The organism is Devosia sp. Leaf64, from assembly GCF_001421945.1.
Classification (GTDB): Bacteria; Pseudomonadota; Alphaproteobacteria; order Rhizobiales; family Devosiaceae; genus Devosia.
The window spans coordinates 51,811-69,590 of the sequence record NZ_LMLO01000024.1 but is presented as its reverse complement, the minus strand read 5'-3'; the positions used below and the strand labels follow the sequence as shown (position 1 = coordinate 69,590).

At 61.5% G+C, this 17,780-nt stretch carries 16 protein-coding genes; 7 read left to right on the top strand and 9 right to left on the bottom strand.

All coding sequences use genetic code 11. From position 1 onward, the window contains the following. Positions 1–145: 145 nt before the first annotated feature. The 7 genes from ASE94_RS17995 to ASE94_RS17965 all read right to left on the bottom strand — a co-directional run bounded on the left by ASE94_RS17995 (position 146) and on the right by ASE94_RS17965 (position 9,294). Positions 146–1,288 carry an ABC transporter permease gene (locus ASE94_RS17995; protein ID WP_082461300.1) on the bottom strand — a complete coding sequence of 381 codons (1,143 nt, stop codon included), beginning with the start codon at positions 1,286–1,288 and terminating at the stop codon, positions 146–148. Continuing rightward, positions 1,288–2,277: an ABC transporter permease gene (locus ASE94_RS17990; RefSeq protein ID WP_061910199.1), complete on the bottom strand. Its 990-nt coding sequence runs from the start codon at positions 2,275–2,277 to the stop codon at positions 1,288–1,290. The genes ASE94_RS17995 and ASE94_RS17990 overlap by 1 nt, the downstream gene beginning before the upstream one ends. Before the next feature lie 241 nt (positions 2,278–2,518). After that, positions 2,519–4,420 carry an ABC transporter substrate-binding protein gene (locus ASE94_RS17985; protein WP_061910197.1) on the bottom strand — a complete coding sequence of 634 codons (1,902 nt, stop codon included), beginning with the start codon at positions 4,418–4,420 and terminating at the stop codon, positions 2,519–2,521. 83 nt (positions 4,421–4,503) lie between these two features. Then, positions 4,504–6,225, bottom strand: a complete 1,722-nt coding sequence (locus ASE94_RS17980; protein ID WP_061910195.1) for a heparinase II/III family protein — start codon at positions 6,223–6,225, stop codon at positions 4,504–4,506. A 487-nt stretch (positions 6,226–6,712) separates the two neighbouring features. Beyond that, positions 6,713–7,717: a LacI family DNA-binding transcriptional regulator gene (locus tag ASE94_RS17975; RefSeq protein ID WP_062631505.1), complete on the bottom strand. Its 1,005-nt coding sequence runs from the start codon at positions 7,715–7,717 to the stop codon at positions 6,713–6,715. A gap of 66 nt (positions 7,718–7,783) precedes the next feature. Further along, positions 7,784–8,758 carry an acetylxylan esterase gene (locus ASE94_RS17970; RefSeq protein WP_062631504.1) on the bottom strand — a complete coding sequence of 325 codons (975 nt, stop codon included), beginning with the start codon at positions 8,756–8,758 and terminating at the stop codon, positions 7,784–7,786. An 83-nt stretch (positions 8,759–8,841) separates the two neighbouring features. Further along, positions 8,842–9,294, bottom strand: a complete 453-nt coding sequence (locus ASE94_RS17965) for a hypothetical protein (protein WP_061910190.1) — start codon at positions 9,292–9,294, stop codon at positions 8,842–8,844. Between the two features lie 223 nt (positions 9,295–9,517). Here ASE94_RS17965 and ASE94_RS17960 point away from each other — a divergent pair, with 223 nt between their 5' ends. From ASE94_RS17960 to ASE94_RS17935, 6 genes are all read left to right on the top strand, one after another. Then, positions 9,518–11,002: an ABC transporter substrate-binding protein gene (locus tag ASE94_RS17960; protein ID WP_061910188.1), complete on the top strand. Its 1,485-nt coding sequence runs from the start codon at positions 9,518–9,520 to the stop codon at positions 11,000–11,002. Between the two features lie 196 nt (positions 11,003–11,198). Continuing rightward, positions 11,199–12,161, top strand: a complete 963-nt coding sequence (locus ASE94_RS17955; protein WP_061910186.1) for an ABC transporter permease — start codon at positions 11,199–11,201, stop codon at positions 12,159–12,161. Beyond that, positions 12,158–13,003: an ABC transporter permease gene (locus ASE94_RS17950; RefSeq protein WP_062631503.1), complete on the top strand. Its 846-nt coding sequence runs from the start codon at positions 12,158–12,160 to the stop codon at positions 13,001–13,003. The genes ASE94_RS17955 and ASE94_RS17950 overlap by 4 nt, the downstream gene beginning before the upstream one ends. Next, positions 13,000–13,809: an ABC transporter ATP-binding protein gene (locus tag ASE94_RS17945; protein WP_061910182.1), complete on the top strand. Its 810-nt coding sequence runs from the start codon at positions 13,000–13,002 to the stop codon at positions 13,807–13,809. Before ASE94_RS17950 ends, ASE94_RS17945 begins: the two co-directional genes overlap by 4 nt. Further along, positions 13,806–14,567 (top strand): ATP-binding cassette domain-containing protein, encoded by a 762-nt coding sequence (locus tag ASE94_RS17940; RefSeq protein ID WP_062631502.1) that lies wholly within the window; start codon positions 13,806–13,808, stop codon positions 14,565–14,567. The genes ASE94_RS17945 and ASE94_RS17940 overlap by 4 nt, the downstream gene beginning before the upstream one ends. Further along, entirely contained in the window at positions 14,564–15,346 is a 783-nt protein-coding gene (locus ASE94_RS17935) for a DUF1684 domain-containing protein (protein WP_061910178.1), read from the top strand. Before ASE94_RS17940 ends, ASE94_RS17935 begins: the two co-directional genes overlap by 4 nt. Before the next feature lie 222 nt (positions 15,347–15,568). On the opposite strand, the gene ASE94_RS17930 is transcribed toward ASE94_RS17935, so the two are convergent. Together ASE94_RS17930 and ASE94_RS17925 are read right to left on the bottom strand one after the other, a co-directional pair. Then, positions 15,569–15,820 (bottom strand): GlsB/YeaQ/YmgE family stress response membrane protein, encoded by a 252-nt coding sequence (locus ASE94_RS17930; RefSeq protein WP_061910176.1) that lies wholly within the window; start codon positions 15,818–15,820, stop codon positions 15,569–15,571. A 121-nt stretch (positions 15,821–15,941) separates the two neighbouring features. After that, positions 15,942–16,262, bottom strand: coding sequence for a hypothetical protein (locus ASE94_RS17925; RefSeq protein WP_062631501.1), 321 nt, complete (start codon positions 16,260–16,262; stop codon positions 15,942–15,944). A 213-nt stretch (positions 16,263–16,475) separates the two neighbouring features. Here ASE94_RS17925 and ASE94_RS17920 point away from each other — a divergent pair, with 213 nt between their 5' ends. Next, positions 16,476–17,777, top strand: coding sequence for a sorbosone dehydrogenase family protein (locus ASE94_RS17920; RefSeq protein ID WP_061910172.1), 1,302 nt, complete (start codon positions 16,476–16,478; stop codon positions 17,775–17,777). Positions 17,778–17,780: the final 3 nt, after the last annotated feature.

Genomic DNA, 17,780 nt, shown 5'->3' with positions numbered 1-17,780 from the left:
GGCGCGGAGCGCCACCTCTCCCTTGGGGGAGAGGTCGACCCTCTTGGGTCGGGTGAGGGGGCCTGTCGACGAGCGCGAGACCAAAGGCCCCCTCACCCGTCGCTGCGCGCCGACCTCTCCACCTAAGGGAGAGGTGAAGAGAAGATCACCGCCCATGAGGATCCGCCGCATCACGCAGCCCATCGCCAAAAAAGTTGAGCGCCAGAATAACCACCACCACGCAGACCCCAGGCGCCAGCAGCCAAGGCGCTGTCGCCAGCGTCCGGATATTCTGCGCATCCTGCAGCAGCGTGCCCCACGATACGATCGGCGCCTGCAGCCCCAACCCGAGGAACGACAAAGCCGTTTCCGCCAGGATCATCCCCGGAATAGCGAGCGTCGCCGCCGCAATGATGTGGCTCGTAAAACTGGGCACCATATGCCGCGTCACGATCCGCCAATCGCTCGCCCCATCGAGCTGCGCCGCGGTCACGAAATCCTCGGTGCGCAACGATAGGAACCGCCCCCGCACCACGCGCGCCAATTCGGTCCACCCGATTAAACTGAGAATGAGCGTGATCGCAAAATAGGTCTGCAGCGCGCTCCAATCCTTCGGCAATGCCGCGGCGAGCCCCAGCCACAGCGGAATGGTTGGCATCGAGCGGATGAATTCGACGACGCGCATCACCGCGCTATCGAACCAGCCGCCGTAGTAACCGGCAAACCCGCCGATCACGATGCCGAAGAAGAGGCTCATGGTCACGCCGACCAGCCCGATCGAAAGCGAAATGCGCGTGCCGTGAATGACCCGGCTCAGCATATCCCGCCCCAGCCGATCGGCCCCGAGAATATAAAAGGGATCGCGCGGGTTCTCGACGCCCATGAACTTCACGGACATCGGAATGACCCCGGCCAGCAGATACGGCTTGCTTTCGGCAAAGAATTTGACCGGCAGCCGCACCTCTTCGTCGATCACAAAAGTCCGCCGCAGCGCCACCGGATCGATCTCGGTCTTGTACCCATTCACATAGGGCCCGAATTCCCAGCCCCCATCCTCGTTGACCGCAAAGAAATTGATCCCCTGCGGCGGCGCATAGGTATAGCGCGCGCTATAGGCGCCGGGATCGGTCGGCGCCAGAAACTCGGCGAGCAGCGCCACGAGGTAAAAAATCACCACGACCCAAAGGCTCACCAGCGCCAGCTTGTGCCGCTTGAACCGGCGCCACATCAGCCCCAGCTGGCTTTCGCGTCGGGCGCGGACCTTGGGCACATCGGCATGAATGGTCGGCTGTATCGTATCCACGGCCATCATTTGCCTCCGTAACGAATGCGCGGATCGATGAGCGCAAGGAGAATGTCGGAAATCACGGTGCCGATGACCGTAAGAACGCTGAGGAGCAGAATGATTGCGCCGGCGAGATACATGTCCTGCGTCGTCAGCGAGCGCAGCAACATCGGCCCGGCCGTCGGCAGGTTGAGCACCACCGAAACGATCACCGACCCCGAAACCAGCGCCGGCAGCAGCCAGCCAATGGTCGACACCAACGGGTTCATCGCCAGCCGCACCGGATATTTGAGGATCACCCGCCACTCCGGCAGACCCTTGGCCCGCGCGGTCACGACATAGGGCTTCTTCAGTTCATCGAGCAGGTTCGCGCGCAGGATACGGATCAGCTCCGCCGTCCCCGCCATCGACAGAACCAGGATCGGCGCCCAGGCGTGGCTCAAAAAGTCCCAGATGCGCGGCAGGCTCCAGCGGGCGTTTTCAAAGCCCGGCGAAAACAACCCGCCCAGCGTCACCCCGAACCAGGTGTAAGCCAGGTACATCAGGATCAGCGCGAAGAAAAAATTCGGCACGGCCAGCCCGAGAAAGCCGCCCACAGTCGCGAGATAATCGCCCAGCGAATATTTTCGCACCGCCGCATAGATGCCGATCGGCAGCGCGATCAGCCACATAGTGATCACCGCCATGCCTTCGAGCAGCATCGAATTGCCCAGGCGCCCCCAGATCAATTCGGTGACCGGCCGCTTCCACTCGAAGCTCTGACCGAAATTGCCGGTCAGGATGCCGCCGATCCACTTGAAATATTGGACATAGAACGGCTCGCCGAGCCCATATTGCTCGCGCAGATTGGCGATCACTCGGGGATCGACCTGCTCGCCGGTCGAAGACAGCGAGGCGATATAGGTCGTCAGATAATCGCCCGGCGGCAATTGTATAATGGCGAATGCCACGATGGAGATGGCGAACAGCGTCAGGATCATGGCGATGAGACGCCGGATGATGAACTGAACCATGGACTTGGGCCTTCCGAAGATTCGGTTTTTTTGGGGGTTCACCCCCTCCCAGCCTCCCCCATCGAGGGGGAGGTGCGGATCGAGCGTTGGGCAGCATCTCGCCAAGCCCACTGCCCTGACACCTCCCCCTGATGCAGGAGGAAGGGACGGGGTGTGGGAGCCCCAAACCTATTTGTCTAAAAACCCCCTCGCAGCCAGGGAGAGCCGCGAGGGGCAGGAGCGGGTTGGAGGACAGCCCCGCTTATTCGAAGTACCAGGTCACCGGATCCATCGGCGAAGGCGTCGGGAACAGCCAGGCATTGAACATGCTCTCGGGTGCGTTCCGGAGGTTGTTGCGGATGATCGAATAGGAGTTTGGCATCAGGCTCACTCCGATCACCGGGAACTGCTCCTTGGTGATCGCGAGCACCTGGCGGAATAGCTCACCACGCTTGGCCGGATCGGCCTCGGCCTTCACTTGGTCGTAAAGCGCCATCTGTTCCTTTGCCCAATCGACCGGCTCTTCGGCGATTTCGGGCTTGGTGCCATTGTACCACTGCACCCACTTATAGGCCCAAACGCTCTCGTCGCTGAACGGGAAGTAGTAGCGCGGGTCCTGGATCGCCTCGATGCCGCCGTCACCGGCCCAAATCTGGGCGTCAAAGTCATTGCCCGGGCGCTTGTCGTAAAACAGCGTGCGGTCGATATTGTTGAGCTCGAGCTGGATGCCGGCCGCCTGGAACTGCAACTGCATGATTTCGAGGATATCGATCCATTCCGGCCGCAGCGCCGAAATGACGTCCACCGTGATCTTGGCCGGCTGGCCATTGCTCATCAGGCGAATACCGTCGCCGTTCATTTCTGTCAGGCCCGCCGCATCGAGATGCTGCGCGGCCAGATCGGGATCGAACTCGGTATATTGCTTGGCCAGTTCCTCGTCATAAAACTCGGATTCCGGGCGCGGCGCGACCTGGAAGGGTTCGCCTTGGCCCGTAAAGACCACGTCGATGATTTCCTGCCGGTCGATCGCGTGCGAAAGGCCCACGCGGAAGTCCTTGTTCTGGTAGAGCTCACGCTTGACCGGATCGTCGTGGTTCATGTTGAACTGCAACACGAGCGTATTGGACGAGGACGGGATCACTTCACCCAGGTGATAGTCGCCCTGTTCCTGCCCATCAAAGAAGAGCGGCTTGTTGACCGTGGTCGCAATGTGCCGCTCCTGGAAATCGATCTCGCCATTGAGCGCCAGCAGCGTCAGTTCTTCGATACTTTCCGAGACGCGCATATCGAGATTGTCGATATAGGGAAGCTGGTTCCCCTCGCTGTCGGTCTTCCAATAATAGGGATTGCGCTTCCAGGTCAGCCGCGCCGCATTGGCGTTGAGCGGCTGGTCGATGACCCAGCCATAAAGCACCGGCAGGTCGGGGTTGGAGAAGCGGATCGTTTCAAAGCCCCAGGAGCAACGGTCCTGGAGATAAAGCGCCCAATTGGTAAAGCCCGCCGCCTGCGCATCGGCGTCCGCGTTCTCGTTATATTTGGGGTAGAACTGACCGCAATATTTCTTCTGCAGCGAAGTGATGTGGAGCCCGTCGGTGCCGGCAATGTTCTCGAGGAACATGCCATTGGGCTTTTCGAAGGTGAACTTGAAGGTCAGCTCGTCGATGACGTCCAGCGTCAGCGGATTGGTCGTGCTGTCGATCCAGCTGCCCGCGGCGTAGTTCGGGTCCTTGTAGATTTCGACGGTAAAGGCGATGTCCTCGGTGGTGAACGGCGTCCCATCGCTCCACTTCACCCCGTCGCGCAGCTTAAATGTATATTCCTTGGCATCGGGGCTCACTTCCCAGCTTTCCGCCAGGTTAGGCAGCACGGTCTTCCACTCATGGTCGAAGCGCACGAGGCCTTCATAGGCCACGGTCTTGACGATGATGCCATTGTCCCCGCCGCCGCGCATGCCCATGCGCCAGGTGCCGCCATATTTGCCGACACTCTCGCCATCGACCACCAGCGGATTGCTTGGCAGCCGCTCGGCCACCGGCGGCAGTTCGCCGCTTTCCACCGCTGCATCGAGCACTGGCGATTGCTGCTGCGCCCAGACCGGGCTTGCCGCGGCGAGCATGGCCGAAATGGCCACCGCACCGGTCAAACCAAGATAGGTCTTCCTCATACTATCCCTCCCTTTTCCGGTGCTTTGACCGGAGATGATTTTGGCCGCCCCATCCTCCCGGGATCAGCCACAAAAACTCCCGCTCAGGTGAGCGGCGAGATGTCGAGCACGACGCGTCCTTCCCGGCTCCTCCGCCGGGGCGTGAACACGATGCGGGTCAGATCGACCGCTGGCTGATATTGTTTTTCCTGGGCTTTCCGAACATCGAAAGCGACCTCGAGCGCGCCGGCATCAAAGCCGATGCGTGCCCCCGCCCCAGCCTCGCCGACGAGCACAGCGTCACCCTCGGCCCCCGCCGAAAGCGACGTCACCAATACGGACTGAAATTCACCTTCGGCGCTCTTGAATGCATAGCGATCCTCAAGCCGAACCGCTCCACCCGGCACATCGCGCTTCAGCGCCACCGTCCGCTGCAACTGCGAGAGGTCAGCCTCCGCCGGATAGGCCGCTGCCATCTCCAGCACCAGCCGATCCTCGGCTCCATCATGCCCATGCTCGAGCACTTTGGCCGCATGCGCCCTGCCTTCAGCCTGCGCCTCTCCATTCACCACCGGCACCGAATGACCCAGCGAAGACGCAAAAAGGTTCTGATAACGATCGGGCCCAAAATAGGCCTTCGAATAGCGCCCACGCCCCGGATCGGTCAGCACCACCTTGCCGCCCGCAACCACCATGAACGACCCCACGTCGTTCTGGTTGTGCATCTCGTCATTGTGCCCGCCTTTGGCGGCCAGCCGCAGCGAATTTGGGTCGTTGGGATCAAGCCGGCTGATCATCCAGCCCATCTCGTCATACCAATCTTGCAGTCCCAAAACGGCCGGCTCGGCCTTTGCCAACGGCCAGGCAAACTGCCGAAGCGGCCAGACGAATTGGTTGAATACCTCGACGCCAAAGTAATTATGCATGCCGAGGCCCAAAAGCCCCGGCAGATCGAGATGCTTTGCCAACAGCGACAACAGGCCGGGATGAAAACTCGGATTGTGATCCGAGTCCGAAAAGCTCACCCAAACACCCTCGGTCAGCATGGTCCGCAGCGGAAACTGCGCAATGTCCCGGATGAAATCGCCGTCCAGCAGGTCGATCGCCCCACCCGTCCGCTCATGCAGCAGATGTGCGAGCACGGCATAATTGCCGAACCCATAGGTCCAGTAATCCGGCCCTTCGGACGACCCGCCCTCGCGATCGAACGTCTCGAGATAATCCGCGAGACTATGCAGACCCCGCGTGACGATCTCCGCCAGCCGCCCCATATCCGTTTCAAGATAAAGCGCTGCGCCCACAGCCCCAGCGACACAGACCGCCGTCCAATTGTTCACCTGCTTCTGCGGCGTCGTATGCAGCCACCAGTGATCGTTCCGATTGAGAAACGGCCCGACGACCCGCCGCTCGACCTCAACCCGCACGCGATCCCGCAGATTGGCCGAGAGCTTATCTCCTACCAGATAATCCACTTCGGCCAGATCAAGCGCCGTCATTGCCGCCGCCAGATCGAGCGTTGGTCGGTCAAACCGATCCAATTCCCGCGCATGCGCCGGCCAGGCCCAATTGGTCTCCTCGAGCCGCGCCCAAAGCACATTCTCGATAGCAGCAACAAACCGCCCTTCGCCGGTCAGCCATTCGGCCAATACCAGCCGATAAAGCATGCTCCGCCGCGCCCGCTGCGCATCCTCATAGCCCTCACGGCGACCAGTCTCGGCAAACTCACGATAAAGCCGCGCCGGAAGCGCCGGTACGTCGGCAACAGCATCTGCTTCCGCCTGGCCCACCAGTCCGGCGAGCACATCAGCGCCCAGCCGATCCTTCACGCCAACCCATTCATCAGACCTCGCCCGAGGAAACGGCGCAAAGTCAGGCGCGCTTTCCAGCACCTCCCGAACCTGACGCACATTCCACCGCCGAAGATCCACCAATTCCCCCTTAAGCCGCGCTCGATGTTACCGGAATGCTACCGGATGGCGCCGAACCTAACGCAAGGCTATGCACAATCTTGCGCAAATTCAAGACTTTTGCGCAATTCACGCAATTTACGCAATATTGCGAGAATTGCGTTGTGGGTGGAAATGGATAGGGGATGGGATGCGCCGAAAAGCGCATCGATCTCAACAAGGGCGCTGATATTTTTATCCGTTTGGAGCCGGAGATCACGCCCTCCCAGCCTCCCCCATCAAGGGTGAGGTGCTGTCCGATGGTCGTGAACACACCTAACCCCAAACTCGATCGACACCTCCCCCTTGATGGGGGAGGCTGGGAGGGGGTGGAGGCAAGCTCGGGAAGAGAAGATAAAACGCCCCCTCAATCCAGCCGATGCACAGTCTCGCCCTCGACCAGCGTCAGCCCAACCTCGAGGTGCTGCACCGCGCGTTCGCCCTCAAGCTGCTGCGCCAGAAGCCGGACGACGCCGCGCCCGATCGCCTCGCGATCAACCCGCACCGTGCTCAGCCGCGGATTGGCGATCCCGGCAATCGGCAGATCATCAAAGCCCATCATGGAAAAGCTCTTGGGCATTGGGGAATCCTGCCCGAGCAGCGAATCCACCATCGAAACCGCCACGCTGTCATTCCAGCAAAAAACCGCTGTCACGTCGTATTTCGCAGCCAGGAGGTTGGCGAGCAGATCGTGGCTGGAATGCTCGTTGGAAATCACCACCGTCGCTTCTGCATCCGGCACAGTCGCCATCGCCGCCTCGAACCCGCGCCGCCGCTGCATGATCGTGTGGCGGTGCCGATAGGTATAGTGGAGAATCCGGCGATGCCCCGCATCGAGCAGGTGTTTCGTCGCCATATAGGCGCCGAAAAAATTAGCCGGCGACACTGAACTCAGCCGCATCAGCGGGTCGACACCATTGGCCAGCACCACGCTGACATCGGCGTCGATCGCCCACTGCGCCAGTGCCTCATCGGGATCGATCCCCGCCAGCACCAGCCCATTGGCGCCGGTCTTGGCCATATGCCGCTGAATGAAATCGAGCGTCACCGTTTCTTCATTGACGAGACGCACATCGAGCAAAATGCCCTGCTCTGCCGCCTGAGCGCGCATGCCTTCGACAATGCCGTGATAAAAGCTTGTCAGGTTCCCCATGGCGCCATTGAGCGGCACCATGGCGACGGCGCGCTTGTCGAGGCTCGCCACCGCCGGCACATGCTTGCTCTTGTAGCCGAGCATCCGCGCGACGCGCTGCACATCCCGCCGCACCGCGTCGCTGATCCCGATCTCATTGGCCAGCGCCCGCGACACGGTCGATACGGATACGCCGAGCTTTTCGGCAATATCGGCTTGGTTCGCGCGCTTGCTGGCCATGAAAAGACCCTCCTCACTCAATTACGCAATATTTGCGTTTCTTGAGTAAAGCAAGTTTTTCCCTTTTCACGCCATTCCGAACCGTTTTCCGAGCCATTTCATCTGCTCGCGATCCTGGAATGGCCCGCCGCCCTCGTGGTTGTTAAACTCATATTCCACAATGGTTTTATCGCTGCCGGCAAAGGCCTGATAGGCGCCATAGACCGTCGACGGCGGGCAGATATCATCCATCAGCGCTACCGAGAACAATGCCGCCGCCTGGCTCTGCCGCGCGAAGTTGACGCCATCGAAATACCGCAGCGTTTCAAAGACTTGACCTGACTTATCCCTATGCTGGGCCAAGAAGCGTACAATCTCGAGATAGGGATCGCGTCCCGCAGTCCGCACCGCACGGGGGTAATCGCAGAGAAACGGCACATCCGGCATCACAGCCTTCACCCGCCTATCGATGCCAGCAACCGCCAGGGCAATGCCGCCACCCTGGCTACCGCCACAAACGGCAACGCGCTGGGGATCGACGAAATCCTGCTCGAGCAGCATGTCGACCGCACGCACGCCATCGGTAAAGAGGCGCCGGTAATAGTAGTCGTTTTTGTCGAGCACGCCCTTGGTCATCATGCCGGGAATGGAGGGCGTCGTGCCCACGGGGTCCGAGGTCGCGCCCATGCTCCAGCTACTACCCTGCCCGCGCGTATCCATCCGGAAATAGGCATAGCCTGAAGCCGCCCAATGCAGCAGCTCATGCGGAAAGCTCCGCCCGCCGCCATAGCCGATGAATTGCACGATGAGCGGCAGTTTACCTTCGCGCACCTTCGGCAAAAGCAACCAACCCTTGACCGGTTGACCGTCAAACCCCGGAAAGGTCACATCAAAAGCTTCGATCAGCTTGAGGCTCGTTTCGGCGGGCACCATCTCGACCTTGCCGCCCGCCGCGCGCGATTGAGCCAGCGTGTCCGACCAGAAGCTGGCGAAATCACCAGGCATTTCAACGCTGCTACGATAGGCGCCAAGCGCCGGGTGAGTGAGATCGGGAAAGGGCACGGTGCAATATCCTGGTATGGAAGTTTAGCCCAGCCTGCACCCACGCCAGTCAAAAAACCAGTCGCTGCAGTCAATTCACACAGCTAAGCCGCGTAGCGCGCAATCGTAAGCCGATGAAACTGCAGGTTTTTAGCACTCGGTCGCAGCAATGGATCTTCCGGCAAAAGCAGCGCCGCGCCTGGGCTGATAACGTCCTCACGCTCAGATGAAACCTCATCTGGCCGCGCCACCGTTAGCGTTCCGTTGTCAGCGACGCTCACCACACCGGTGGAAAAAAGTTGCGCCAAGCGCGATTCGAGCACCAGCACATTGCCGATCTCCAATTCCCCACCGAATTCGCGCGGATGGATCAGCACCACCTCAAGCTTTTCATGCAGATTCTCATCTAGAGGCGAAACACTCAAGCCACTGATCGCGCAGCGATATTGGTAAGTCTGCAGGGCAAAACGGTAAAAGGCCACGGCCATATCGGTCGCGGCATCGAACCGCGCCATAGGCTGTTCGCTAAATCCGCGCTGATCGTCTTCCTCGATCATGACCACTCCGCATTCCTCGTCAATTTTACGGAGATTTTACGATACTGGAAACCCTTCTCACGGCGGGTCCCATCACATTGTGAAATGAGATTTTCCTTCGGCGCGTTTGCCGAGTAGAAAATACCTTATCGGCACGAGTCCCGGCACAAGATTGTCGACCGGATAGATAGAGAATTTTCTGGCCAGATCATAAGCTCCCGGCCAGCATTTTTCGGAGCGTCGCATGACCACCAAAACCCTCCTTCTCGCCGCCCTTCTGGCCGGCATTTCCCTGCCCGCAACAGTCCTCGCGCAGGAGGCCAATCCCGACGCCTCCATCCGCATCGGCTCGCTCTATGAGCCCCAGAACCTCGACAATACCGCCGGCGCCGGCCAGGGCATCAACGAAGCCTTCAATGGCAATGTCTACGAAGCCCTGTTCCAGCTGACCGATGCCGGTGCTGTCGAGCCCAAGCTCGTCGATAGCTATGAAGCCAGCGAAGACGGCCTCACCTACACTTTTAAGCTCAAGCCCGGCGTCACCTTCCACTCCGGCGATCCGCTGACCGCAGCCGATGTGAAATATTCCATCGAGCGCGTCACCGCCGAAGCCTCGAAGAGCTCGCGCAAGAAGAGCCTCTCGACCATCACCGGCATCGAAACCCCCGATGACCAGACCGTCGTGATCACGCTCTCGGCGCGCTCGATCTCGCTGCCCTACAACCTCTCCTATGTCTGGATCGTCAACGACGCCGCCACAGATATCACGGCCACCGAAGACGGCACCGGCCCGTATACGCTGGGCGAATGGCGCCGCGGTTCGGCCCTCGCCCTCGAGCGCAACGACGCCTATTGGGGTGACGCCCCGACCAATGGCGAAGTGATCTACACCTATTTCACCGATGCCACCGCGCTCAACAACGCGCTGCTGACGAACGCCGTCGACATCATCACGTCGGTCCAGAGCCCGGATTCCCTCGCCCAGTTCCAGGGCAATTCGCCCTATACGGTCACCGAAGGCGCTTCCACCACCAAGGAAATCCTCGCCTACAACGATCGCGTCGCCCCGTTCGACAACGTCAAGGTCCGCAAGGCTCTGGCCCGCGCTACCGATAAGGCCCGCCTGCTCAATTCCATCTGGGGCGAATATGGCACGCTGATCGGCTCCTTCGTGCCGCCGACCGATCCCTGGTATGTCGATCTCACCAGCGTCGATGCCTATGACGTCGACAGCGCCAAGGCCCTCCTCGCCGAAGCCGGCTATCCCGATGGCTTTGAGTTCACCCTCGACACCCCGGACTACGATCCGCATCCGATCGTCGCGCAGTTCCTGCAGTCCGAATATGCCAAGATCGGCGTCAAGGTGAACATCAACATCATCACCGCCAATGAATGGTACACCAAGGTCTACCAGGCCCACGATTTCCAGGCGACGCTGCAGGAACACGTGAACCACCGCGACATCGTCTTCTACGGCAATCCCGACTTCTACTGGGGCTATAACAACCCTGAGGTCGTCAAGCTGATCGCTGACTCTGAATCCGCCGCCACGGAAGCCGAACAGACCGAAAAGCTGACCGAAGCCAATAAACTGATCGCCGAAGACGCCGCCAGCAACTGGCTCTACCTCTATCCCCAGATCGTCGTCTCCGCCACCAACGTCACCGGCTACCCCGTCAACGGCCTGAACTCCCAGTTCTACGCCTACGACATTCAGAAGAGCGAATAGGCTCCCTCGCGCCGCCGTCATTGCCGGGCTTGTCCCGGCAATCCATACCGCGCCGAGCGATGGATCACCGGGACAAGCCCGGTGATGACGGCAATTGGGAATCCATTGAACACACCTTCCACCGGCCCACCAGCCGGTGGCTTTGCTTTCAGTCCCCCGCTAATATTGCGCCCGACACCGCGCAAGGAATCTCCCCATTCTCGTCTACCTCCTCCGCCGCACGCTGATCCTTCTCGCTTCGCTTTTCGTCGCAGCGGTGGTTCTCTTTGTGCTCTTGCGCCTCCTCCCCGGCGATCCGGCCAATGCTCTCCTTGGCGTCGGCGCCACCGAGCAGCAGATCGCCGCCGCCCGCGCCCAGGTCGGTTCCGATCAGCCGCTCGCCGTGCAATTCGTCAGCTTCCTCGGCAATATCGCGCGTCTCGATCTCGGCACATCCTTCGTCAGCCGCGCCTCGGTGCTGGAAGAAATCGGCAACCGCATGTCGGTCACCCTGCCGCTGACGTTCATGGGCTTCTTTATCGCGCTGATCCTCGCCGTTCCGCTGGGCATTCTCGCCGCCGTCCGCTCCGAAAAATGGTACGGCACGGCCATTTCGGTCATCTCCCAGCTCGGCATCGCCATTCCAGTCTTCTGGGTCGGCATTCTGCTGGTGACGCTCTTTTCCATCAATCTGCGCTGGCTCCCCTCCGGCGGCTTTCCGCTCAAAGGCTGGGCCAATTTTGGCGAAGCGATCACGGGCATGATCCTGCCGGCGCTCACCATCGGCCTCGTCATGGGCGCCTCGCTCCTGCGCTATGTCCGTGCCGCGACGCTTGACGTGCTCGGCAGCGATTACCTCCGCACCGCCCGCGCGCTCGGCGCCAGTTTCCCAGAGGCGCTAATCCGCCACGGCCTCCGCAACGGCGCCGTGCCAGTGATTTCCATTCTGGGCATCGAACTCGCCAGCACCTTCCTCGGCGCCGTCGTCATCGAGCGCGTCTTCTCGCTGCCCGGCCTCGGCTCCATGCTGCTCCTCGCCATCCAGCAGCGCGATTATCCCAATGTGCAGGGCGTCCTCTTCATTTCGACCCTCCTTGTCCTCCTCATCGGCTTTGCCGCCGACATCGCCCAGCGCCTGATCGATCCGCGCCTCCGCTCAACCGGGAGCGCCCGCGAATGACCACCGAAATCATCACCGCGCCGCAACGCCAGCGCCGCCCGCTCATTCTCTGGGCCGGCCTCATCCTCGTCGGCCTCCACGTCTTTGCCGGGCTCCTCAGCCTCGTCTGGCTGCCCTATGACCCGACTGCCATGGCCGGCGGCCGCCTCGAAGGCCCAAGCCTTCTCCATTGGGTCGGCACCGACAGGCTCGGCCGCGATCTCTTTACGCAGATGATGATCGGTAGCCGCATCGCGCTCACCGTCGGGCTCGGCGCCGTCGCCATCGGCGCCGTCATTGGCGTCACCCTCGGAATTCTGTCTGCTTTCGCTACCCGCTGGCTCGATGATGCCTTGGCGGCCACGCTCGATATCCTCATTGCCTTCCCGACCCTGCTTATCGCCATGCTGGTCGTCGCTGCCAGCGACACGGCCAATCTGTGGTCCGCCATCATCGCGCTCGGCATCGCTCTCTCGGCCATCGTCGCGCGCCTCACCCGCATTCTCGCAAAGCGCGTGCTGGTGATGGACTACATCACCGCCGCCCGCACCTCGGGTAGCAGCTGGCCTAAAATCGTCGCCATCCATATCCTCCCCAATATTTGGCCGACCCTCGCGGTTAACTTCGCCCTGCAATTCGGCCTCGCCGTGATCGCCGAAGCGTCTCTCTCCTATCTCGGCCTAGGCGCCCCGCCGCCCAACGCCTCCTGGGGCCGCATCCTGCAAGAGGCCCAAGGCACGGTTTACACTGCCCCCCTCGGCGCCATCGCTCCGGGCATCGCGCTCGTCTCCCTCGCCATCGGCGTCAACCTTCTCGCCGACGGCCTCCGCGACTTCATCGACCCCACGAGGCGCGCCCGATGACCGCTCTCCTCACGCTCGACAATCTCTCGGTCTCGACCGGCGGCAAGACGCTGATCCACGGCTTATCCTTCTTCCTCGCAAAGGGCGAACGCCTAGGCCTCATCGGCGAATCCGGTTCCGGAAAGTCCCTCACCGCCCTCGCCGCCACCGGTCTCCTCCCCGCCGGTCTCAGCGCCAGCGGCTCCGCCATTCTCGCCGGCACAGAAGTCATCGGCGCGCCGGAACGCCAGCTCAACACGCTCCGCGGCACCGCCGCCGCCATCGTCTTCCAGGAACCGCTGACCGCGCTCGATCCGCTCATGCGCGTCGGCAAACAGGTTGCCGAACCCCTCTCCCGCCGCGCCAAACGCGATGGAAAACCGCTTCATGGCACCGCACTCGACGAGGCCGTCCTTGCCCTTCTCACCGAGGTCGCCCTCCCCGATCCGCCGCGCATCGCCCGCGCCTATCCGCATGAACTTTCAGGTGGCCAGCGCCAGCGCATCGCCATCGCCATGGCCCTCGCCTGCAAGCCTGATCTCTTGATTGCCGACGAACCGACCACCGCGCTCGACGTCACCACCCAGGCCGAAATCCTCGCCCTGATCGACCGTCTCGTCAGAGAGCGCAACATGGCGCTCCTCTTCATCAGCCACGACCTCCCCGTCGTCGCCAACACCGTCAGCCGCGTCGTCGTCCTCCGCCAGGGCGAAGCCGTCGAAGCCGGCACCGTCGCCGACGTCTTCGGTAATCCCCAGCACGATTACACCAAAAGCCTCCTCGCCGCCGCGCGCAGCTTTGATCGGGCCTTGGAGGGCACGCCATGACCCTTATCCAGGTCAAAAACGTTGATTTCGGCTATAGCGCCACTCGGCAAATTCTTTCCGACATCAACCTCGAAATCGCCCCCGGCGACACGGTCGGTCTCGTCGGCGAAAGCGGCTCGGGCAAGACCACCTTGCTCCGCCTCCTCCTCGGCCTCGCCCGCCCGGATAGCGGCAGCATCACTTTCGACGGCCAAAACCTCGATACTGGCAACCGCGCTTTCATGCGCCAGTTCCGGCGCCAGGCGCAGATCGTCTTCCAGGACCCGTATTCCTCCCTCGATCCGCGCCAGACTATTTTTTCGATCATCGCTGAGCCCCTGCGCTCCCTGAAAATCGACGGCGATCACCGGCAGATGGTTGCCGAGGCCCTAGAAGCCGTCGGCCTCGATCGCGACGCCGCCACGCGCTATCCGCATCAGTTCTCCGGTGGCCAGCGCCAGCGCATCGCTATCGCCCGTGCCATCGTCGCCCGCCCGCCCTTCCTCCTCGCCGATGAAGCCGTCAGTGCGCTTGATCTCACCACCCGCACCCGCATCGTCGATCTGCTCGCGCGCCTCAGCGCGGAGATGACTCTGCTTTTCGTCTCCCACGATATTGGCGTCGTCGCCGCCCTCTGCCGCCGCATCGTCATCCTCGAAAAAGGCCGGATCGTGGAACAAGGCGAAACCGCCAAAATCCTCAAAAACCCCCAGCATTCCTATACGCAGCGCCTGCTCGCCAGCGTGCCGCGCCTCTCCGTCAACGAGATTTCATCATGACCGATTACCTCACCCAATATGCCGATTGGCAGGCTAAGCGCCTCGCCGCTCTCAAAGCCCCCAATGGCTGGCTCAATATCATCGCCCGCGTCTGGCTCGCCGAAGGCACCGTCACCGTCGGCACCGCCGCCGACAACGACATCATCCTCTCCTCCGGCCCCTCCCATATCGGCAGCCTCACCCAAGACGCCGATGGCCAAGTGACTTACACGCCCGAAGACGGCGCCCCGCAGGTCCTCGAACTCTCGAAATATAATCCGCCGCGTTTCACCGCCGGAAATCTCCTCCTCGAGGTAACGTCCCTCAACGGCGAAAACGCCCTCCGCGTCCGCGACACCACGTCGGCTGCCCCCGAAAAGCTGCAGCCGCTCGAATACTTCCCGCTCGACCCCACATGGCGCGTTGTGGCCGATTGGGTGCAGCTCGAAACCGCCAAGGGCCTCACCATCGACACGTCCAAGTCGATCCCGACCGATGTCGAAGCCACCCACAAAGCCGTCTTCACCCGCGATGGCGTCACCTACGAACTCCTCGCCACCCACGGCACGCCGGAATCGCCTCAGTTCGTCATCCGCGACCAAACATCGAAGGACAGCACTTACGCTGCCTGCCGCTTCGTCTTCGGCGAAGATGTTACGGACAAGACCATCGTTCTCGACTTCAATAAGGCCGTAAACCCGCCCTGCGCCTTCACCGAGCACGCCGTCTGCCCGCTCCCCCCAGCCGAAAACGTTCTCCCCATTCGCATCGAAGCCGGCGAAAAGCGGCTGCACGACTAACTCCCACCTAACCTTCCCCGAGGGTGCACTGTTCGCTTTGGACGGTACGGAGCTCTCAAAAAATCTGGGCGTCATTCCCGCGAAAGCGGGAATCCCTTTTACACCGGAAGAGAGATTCCCGCTTTCGCGGGAATGACGCGGTGGAGAAAGATGATTCCCAAAGGCCAAAACAAAAAAGGCCGGCATCACTGCCGACCCTTTCCATAAAATTCTCTTACCGTTCTAACGTCGTATCGCGCGAACCAGGGCAATAAGAATACACGCGCCCAGAAGGCCCGCGATCAGGTAGCCAAGCCAGCCACCGAAGGAAACTCCGAGAATACCGAAAAGGAAGCTCGCAATCGCCGCGCCGACAATGCCGAGGACGATGTTGAGAAAAATCCCGGTATTGGTCTTCATGATGTTGGAGGCGATCCAACCTGCAATACCGCCGATGATGATGGCTGCAATCCAGCCAATGCCTGCGTCGCCCATGTCATAAACCCCACTGTTGAGCGCGACATTTCAAATGCCGCACCATCCAACGTTCCGCTCACGGATTCGGTTGCGGCCGCAGAGTCGAAAAGCCCAACAAATCCGGGAGCTTCGCCCGAATTCAGAACTCGAAGCTCCAATCGTCATCCTGTGGCGTGAACCGCCCCATGCTCGGTGCTGACCAGCCGCGCCCAATCGAATAGAGCCGCACCCAGCAGGTAACGACCCCGTTCGGATGCTTGGCGCAATCCGTTGCTTCGAGCCGGATGCGCTTTTCGACCACGGCGACACGGTCGCGTTCGAGAATACGGGGATTGGCCAACATGGCGTCGATGGCCTGCGTGGGCGTCGGACCACCCGCGACAAGGGGCGCTTCGCTGGCGCTGCACCCGCAAAGAAATACCAGCCCCACCAGCACTGCGGCGTAGAACGGCGGCTTCATGGAACCCTCCTGGGTCTCAGGTGTCCACTCTAACACGGTGCCGGTAAATTCCGGGTTGAGGCCGAACTACAAACAATACCGATGTCCCAGGTTTAGCCCGCCCTAAGTTTCTGCCGGGAAACTCCAAAAAAGCCGGTTTTCCTATTGGCTCGCGGGCGACAATGCCGCTAGTTTGGCGCCGCCCCGGTTCCATACCAGTCTGTCGAGACGCCAATGAACGCCAATTCCATCTTCGCCCAGATCGTCGCTGCCGTTGGCGCCGTTGCCGTTGCTGTCCGCCATTCCGGCGATGGTCCGCGCCCGCCCGTTTTCGGCGCCAAGCCCTCCATTCCCGAGCCCAAGGCCCAGGGCAGCATTCCGACGCTGAAAATGCCGACCGCCAAGGGCTGGGAAGGCGATCATAAGCCAACGGTCGCTGCGGGCCTCAAGGTCAATGCCTTCGCCAAGGGGCTCGACCATCCCCGCCAGGTCTATGTCCTCCCCAACGCCGACGTGCTCGTCGCCGAGTCCATGGGTGAATCGGGCAAGCCAAGCTCGCTTTTTGACCACGCCATGTCGGTCACCATGCAGCGCGCCCGGGCCTCGGGCGATAGCCCGAACCGTATCATTCTCCTCCGCGATGCCGATGGCGATGGCGTCGCCGAAATCCGCCACACCTATATCGCCAATGTCCGCCAGCCCTATGGCATGGCACTGATCGGCTCGACGCTCTATGTCGGCGCCAGCGATGCGCTTTACGCCTATCCCTATGATCCCGCCGCCACCAGCATCACCACACCCGGCAAGAAACTGATGGACCTCGTTCCCGGCGGCCACTGGACGCGCAATCTCATCGCCAGCAAGGACGGCACAAAACTCTATGTCGCCGTCGGTTCGCTCAGCAATATCGGCGATGCCGGCATGGCGGCCGAAGAAAACCGCGCCTGCATCCACGAATATGACATCGCCACGGGCACCTCGCGCATCTATGGCGCCGGCCTCCGCAATCCAGTTGGCATGGCCTGGGAGCCGACGACCAATACGCTCTTCACGGTCGTCAACGAGCGCGATGGCCTCGGCGACGAAACCCCGCCCGATTATCTGACCTCGGTGCGCGATGGCGGTTTCTATGGCTGGCCCTATTCCTATTGGGGCGTGGTCGATGATCGCGTCACCCAGAACCCGGCCCGTTCTGCCGCAACCCAGGATCACCCCGATTACGCCCTCGGCGGCCACACGGCCTCCCTCGGCCTCACCTGGATGCCAGAGAACACCCTGCCCGGCTTCCCTGCCGGCATGGCCATTGGCCAGCACGGGTCCTGGAACCGCAGCAAGCTGAGCGGCTACAAACTGACCTTCGTCGCCTTCGAAAACGGCAAGCCCACCGGCCTGCCGCGCGATATCCTAACGGGCTTCCTCTCGGCTGACGAAAAATACTCCTATGGCCGCCCCGTCGGCGTCACCGTCGCAGCCGATGGCGCCCTCCTCATGGCCGACGACGTCGGCGATGTCATCTGGCGCGTCACCGGCGCCTGATCG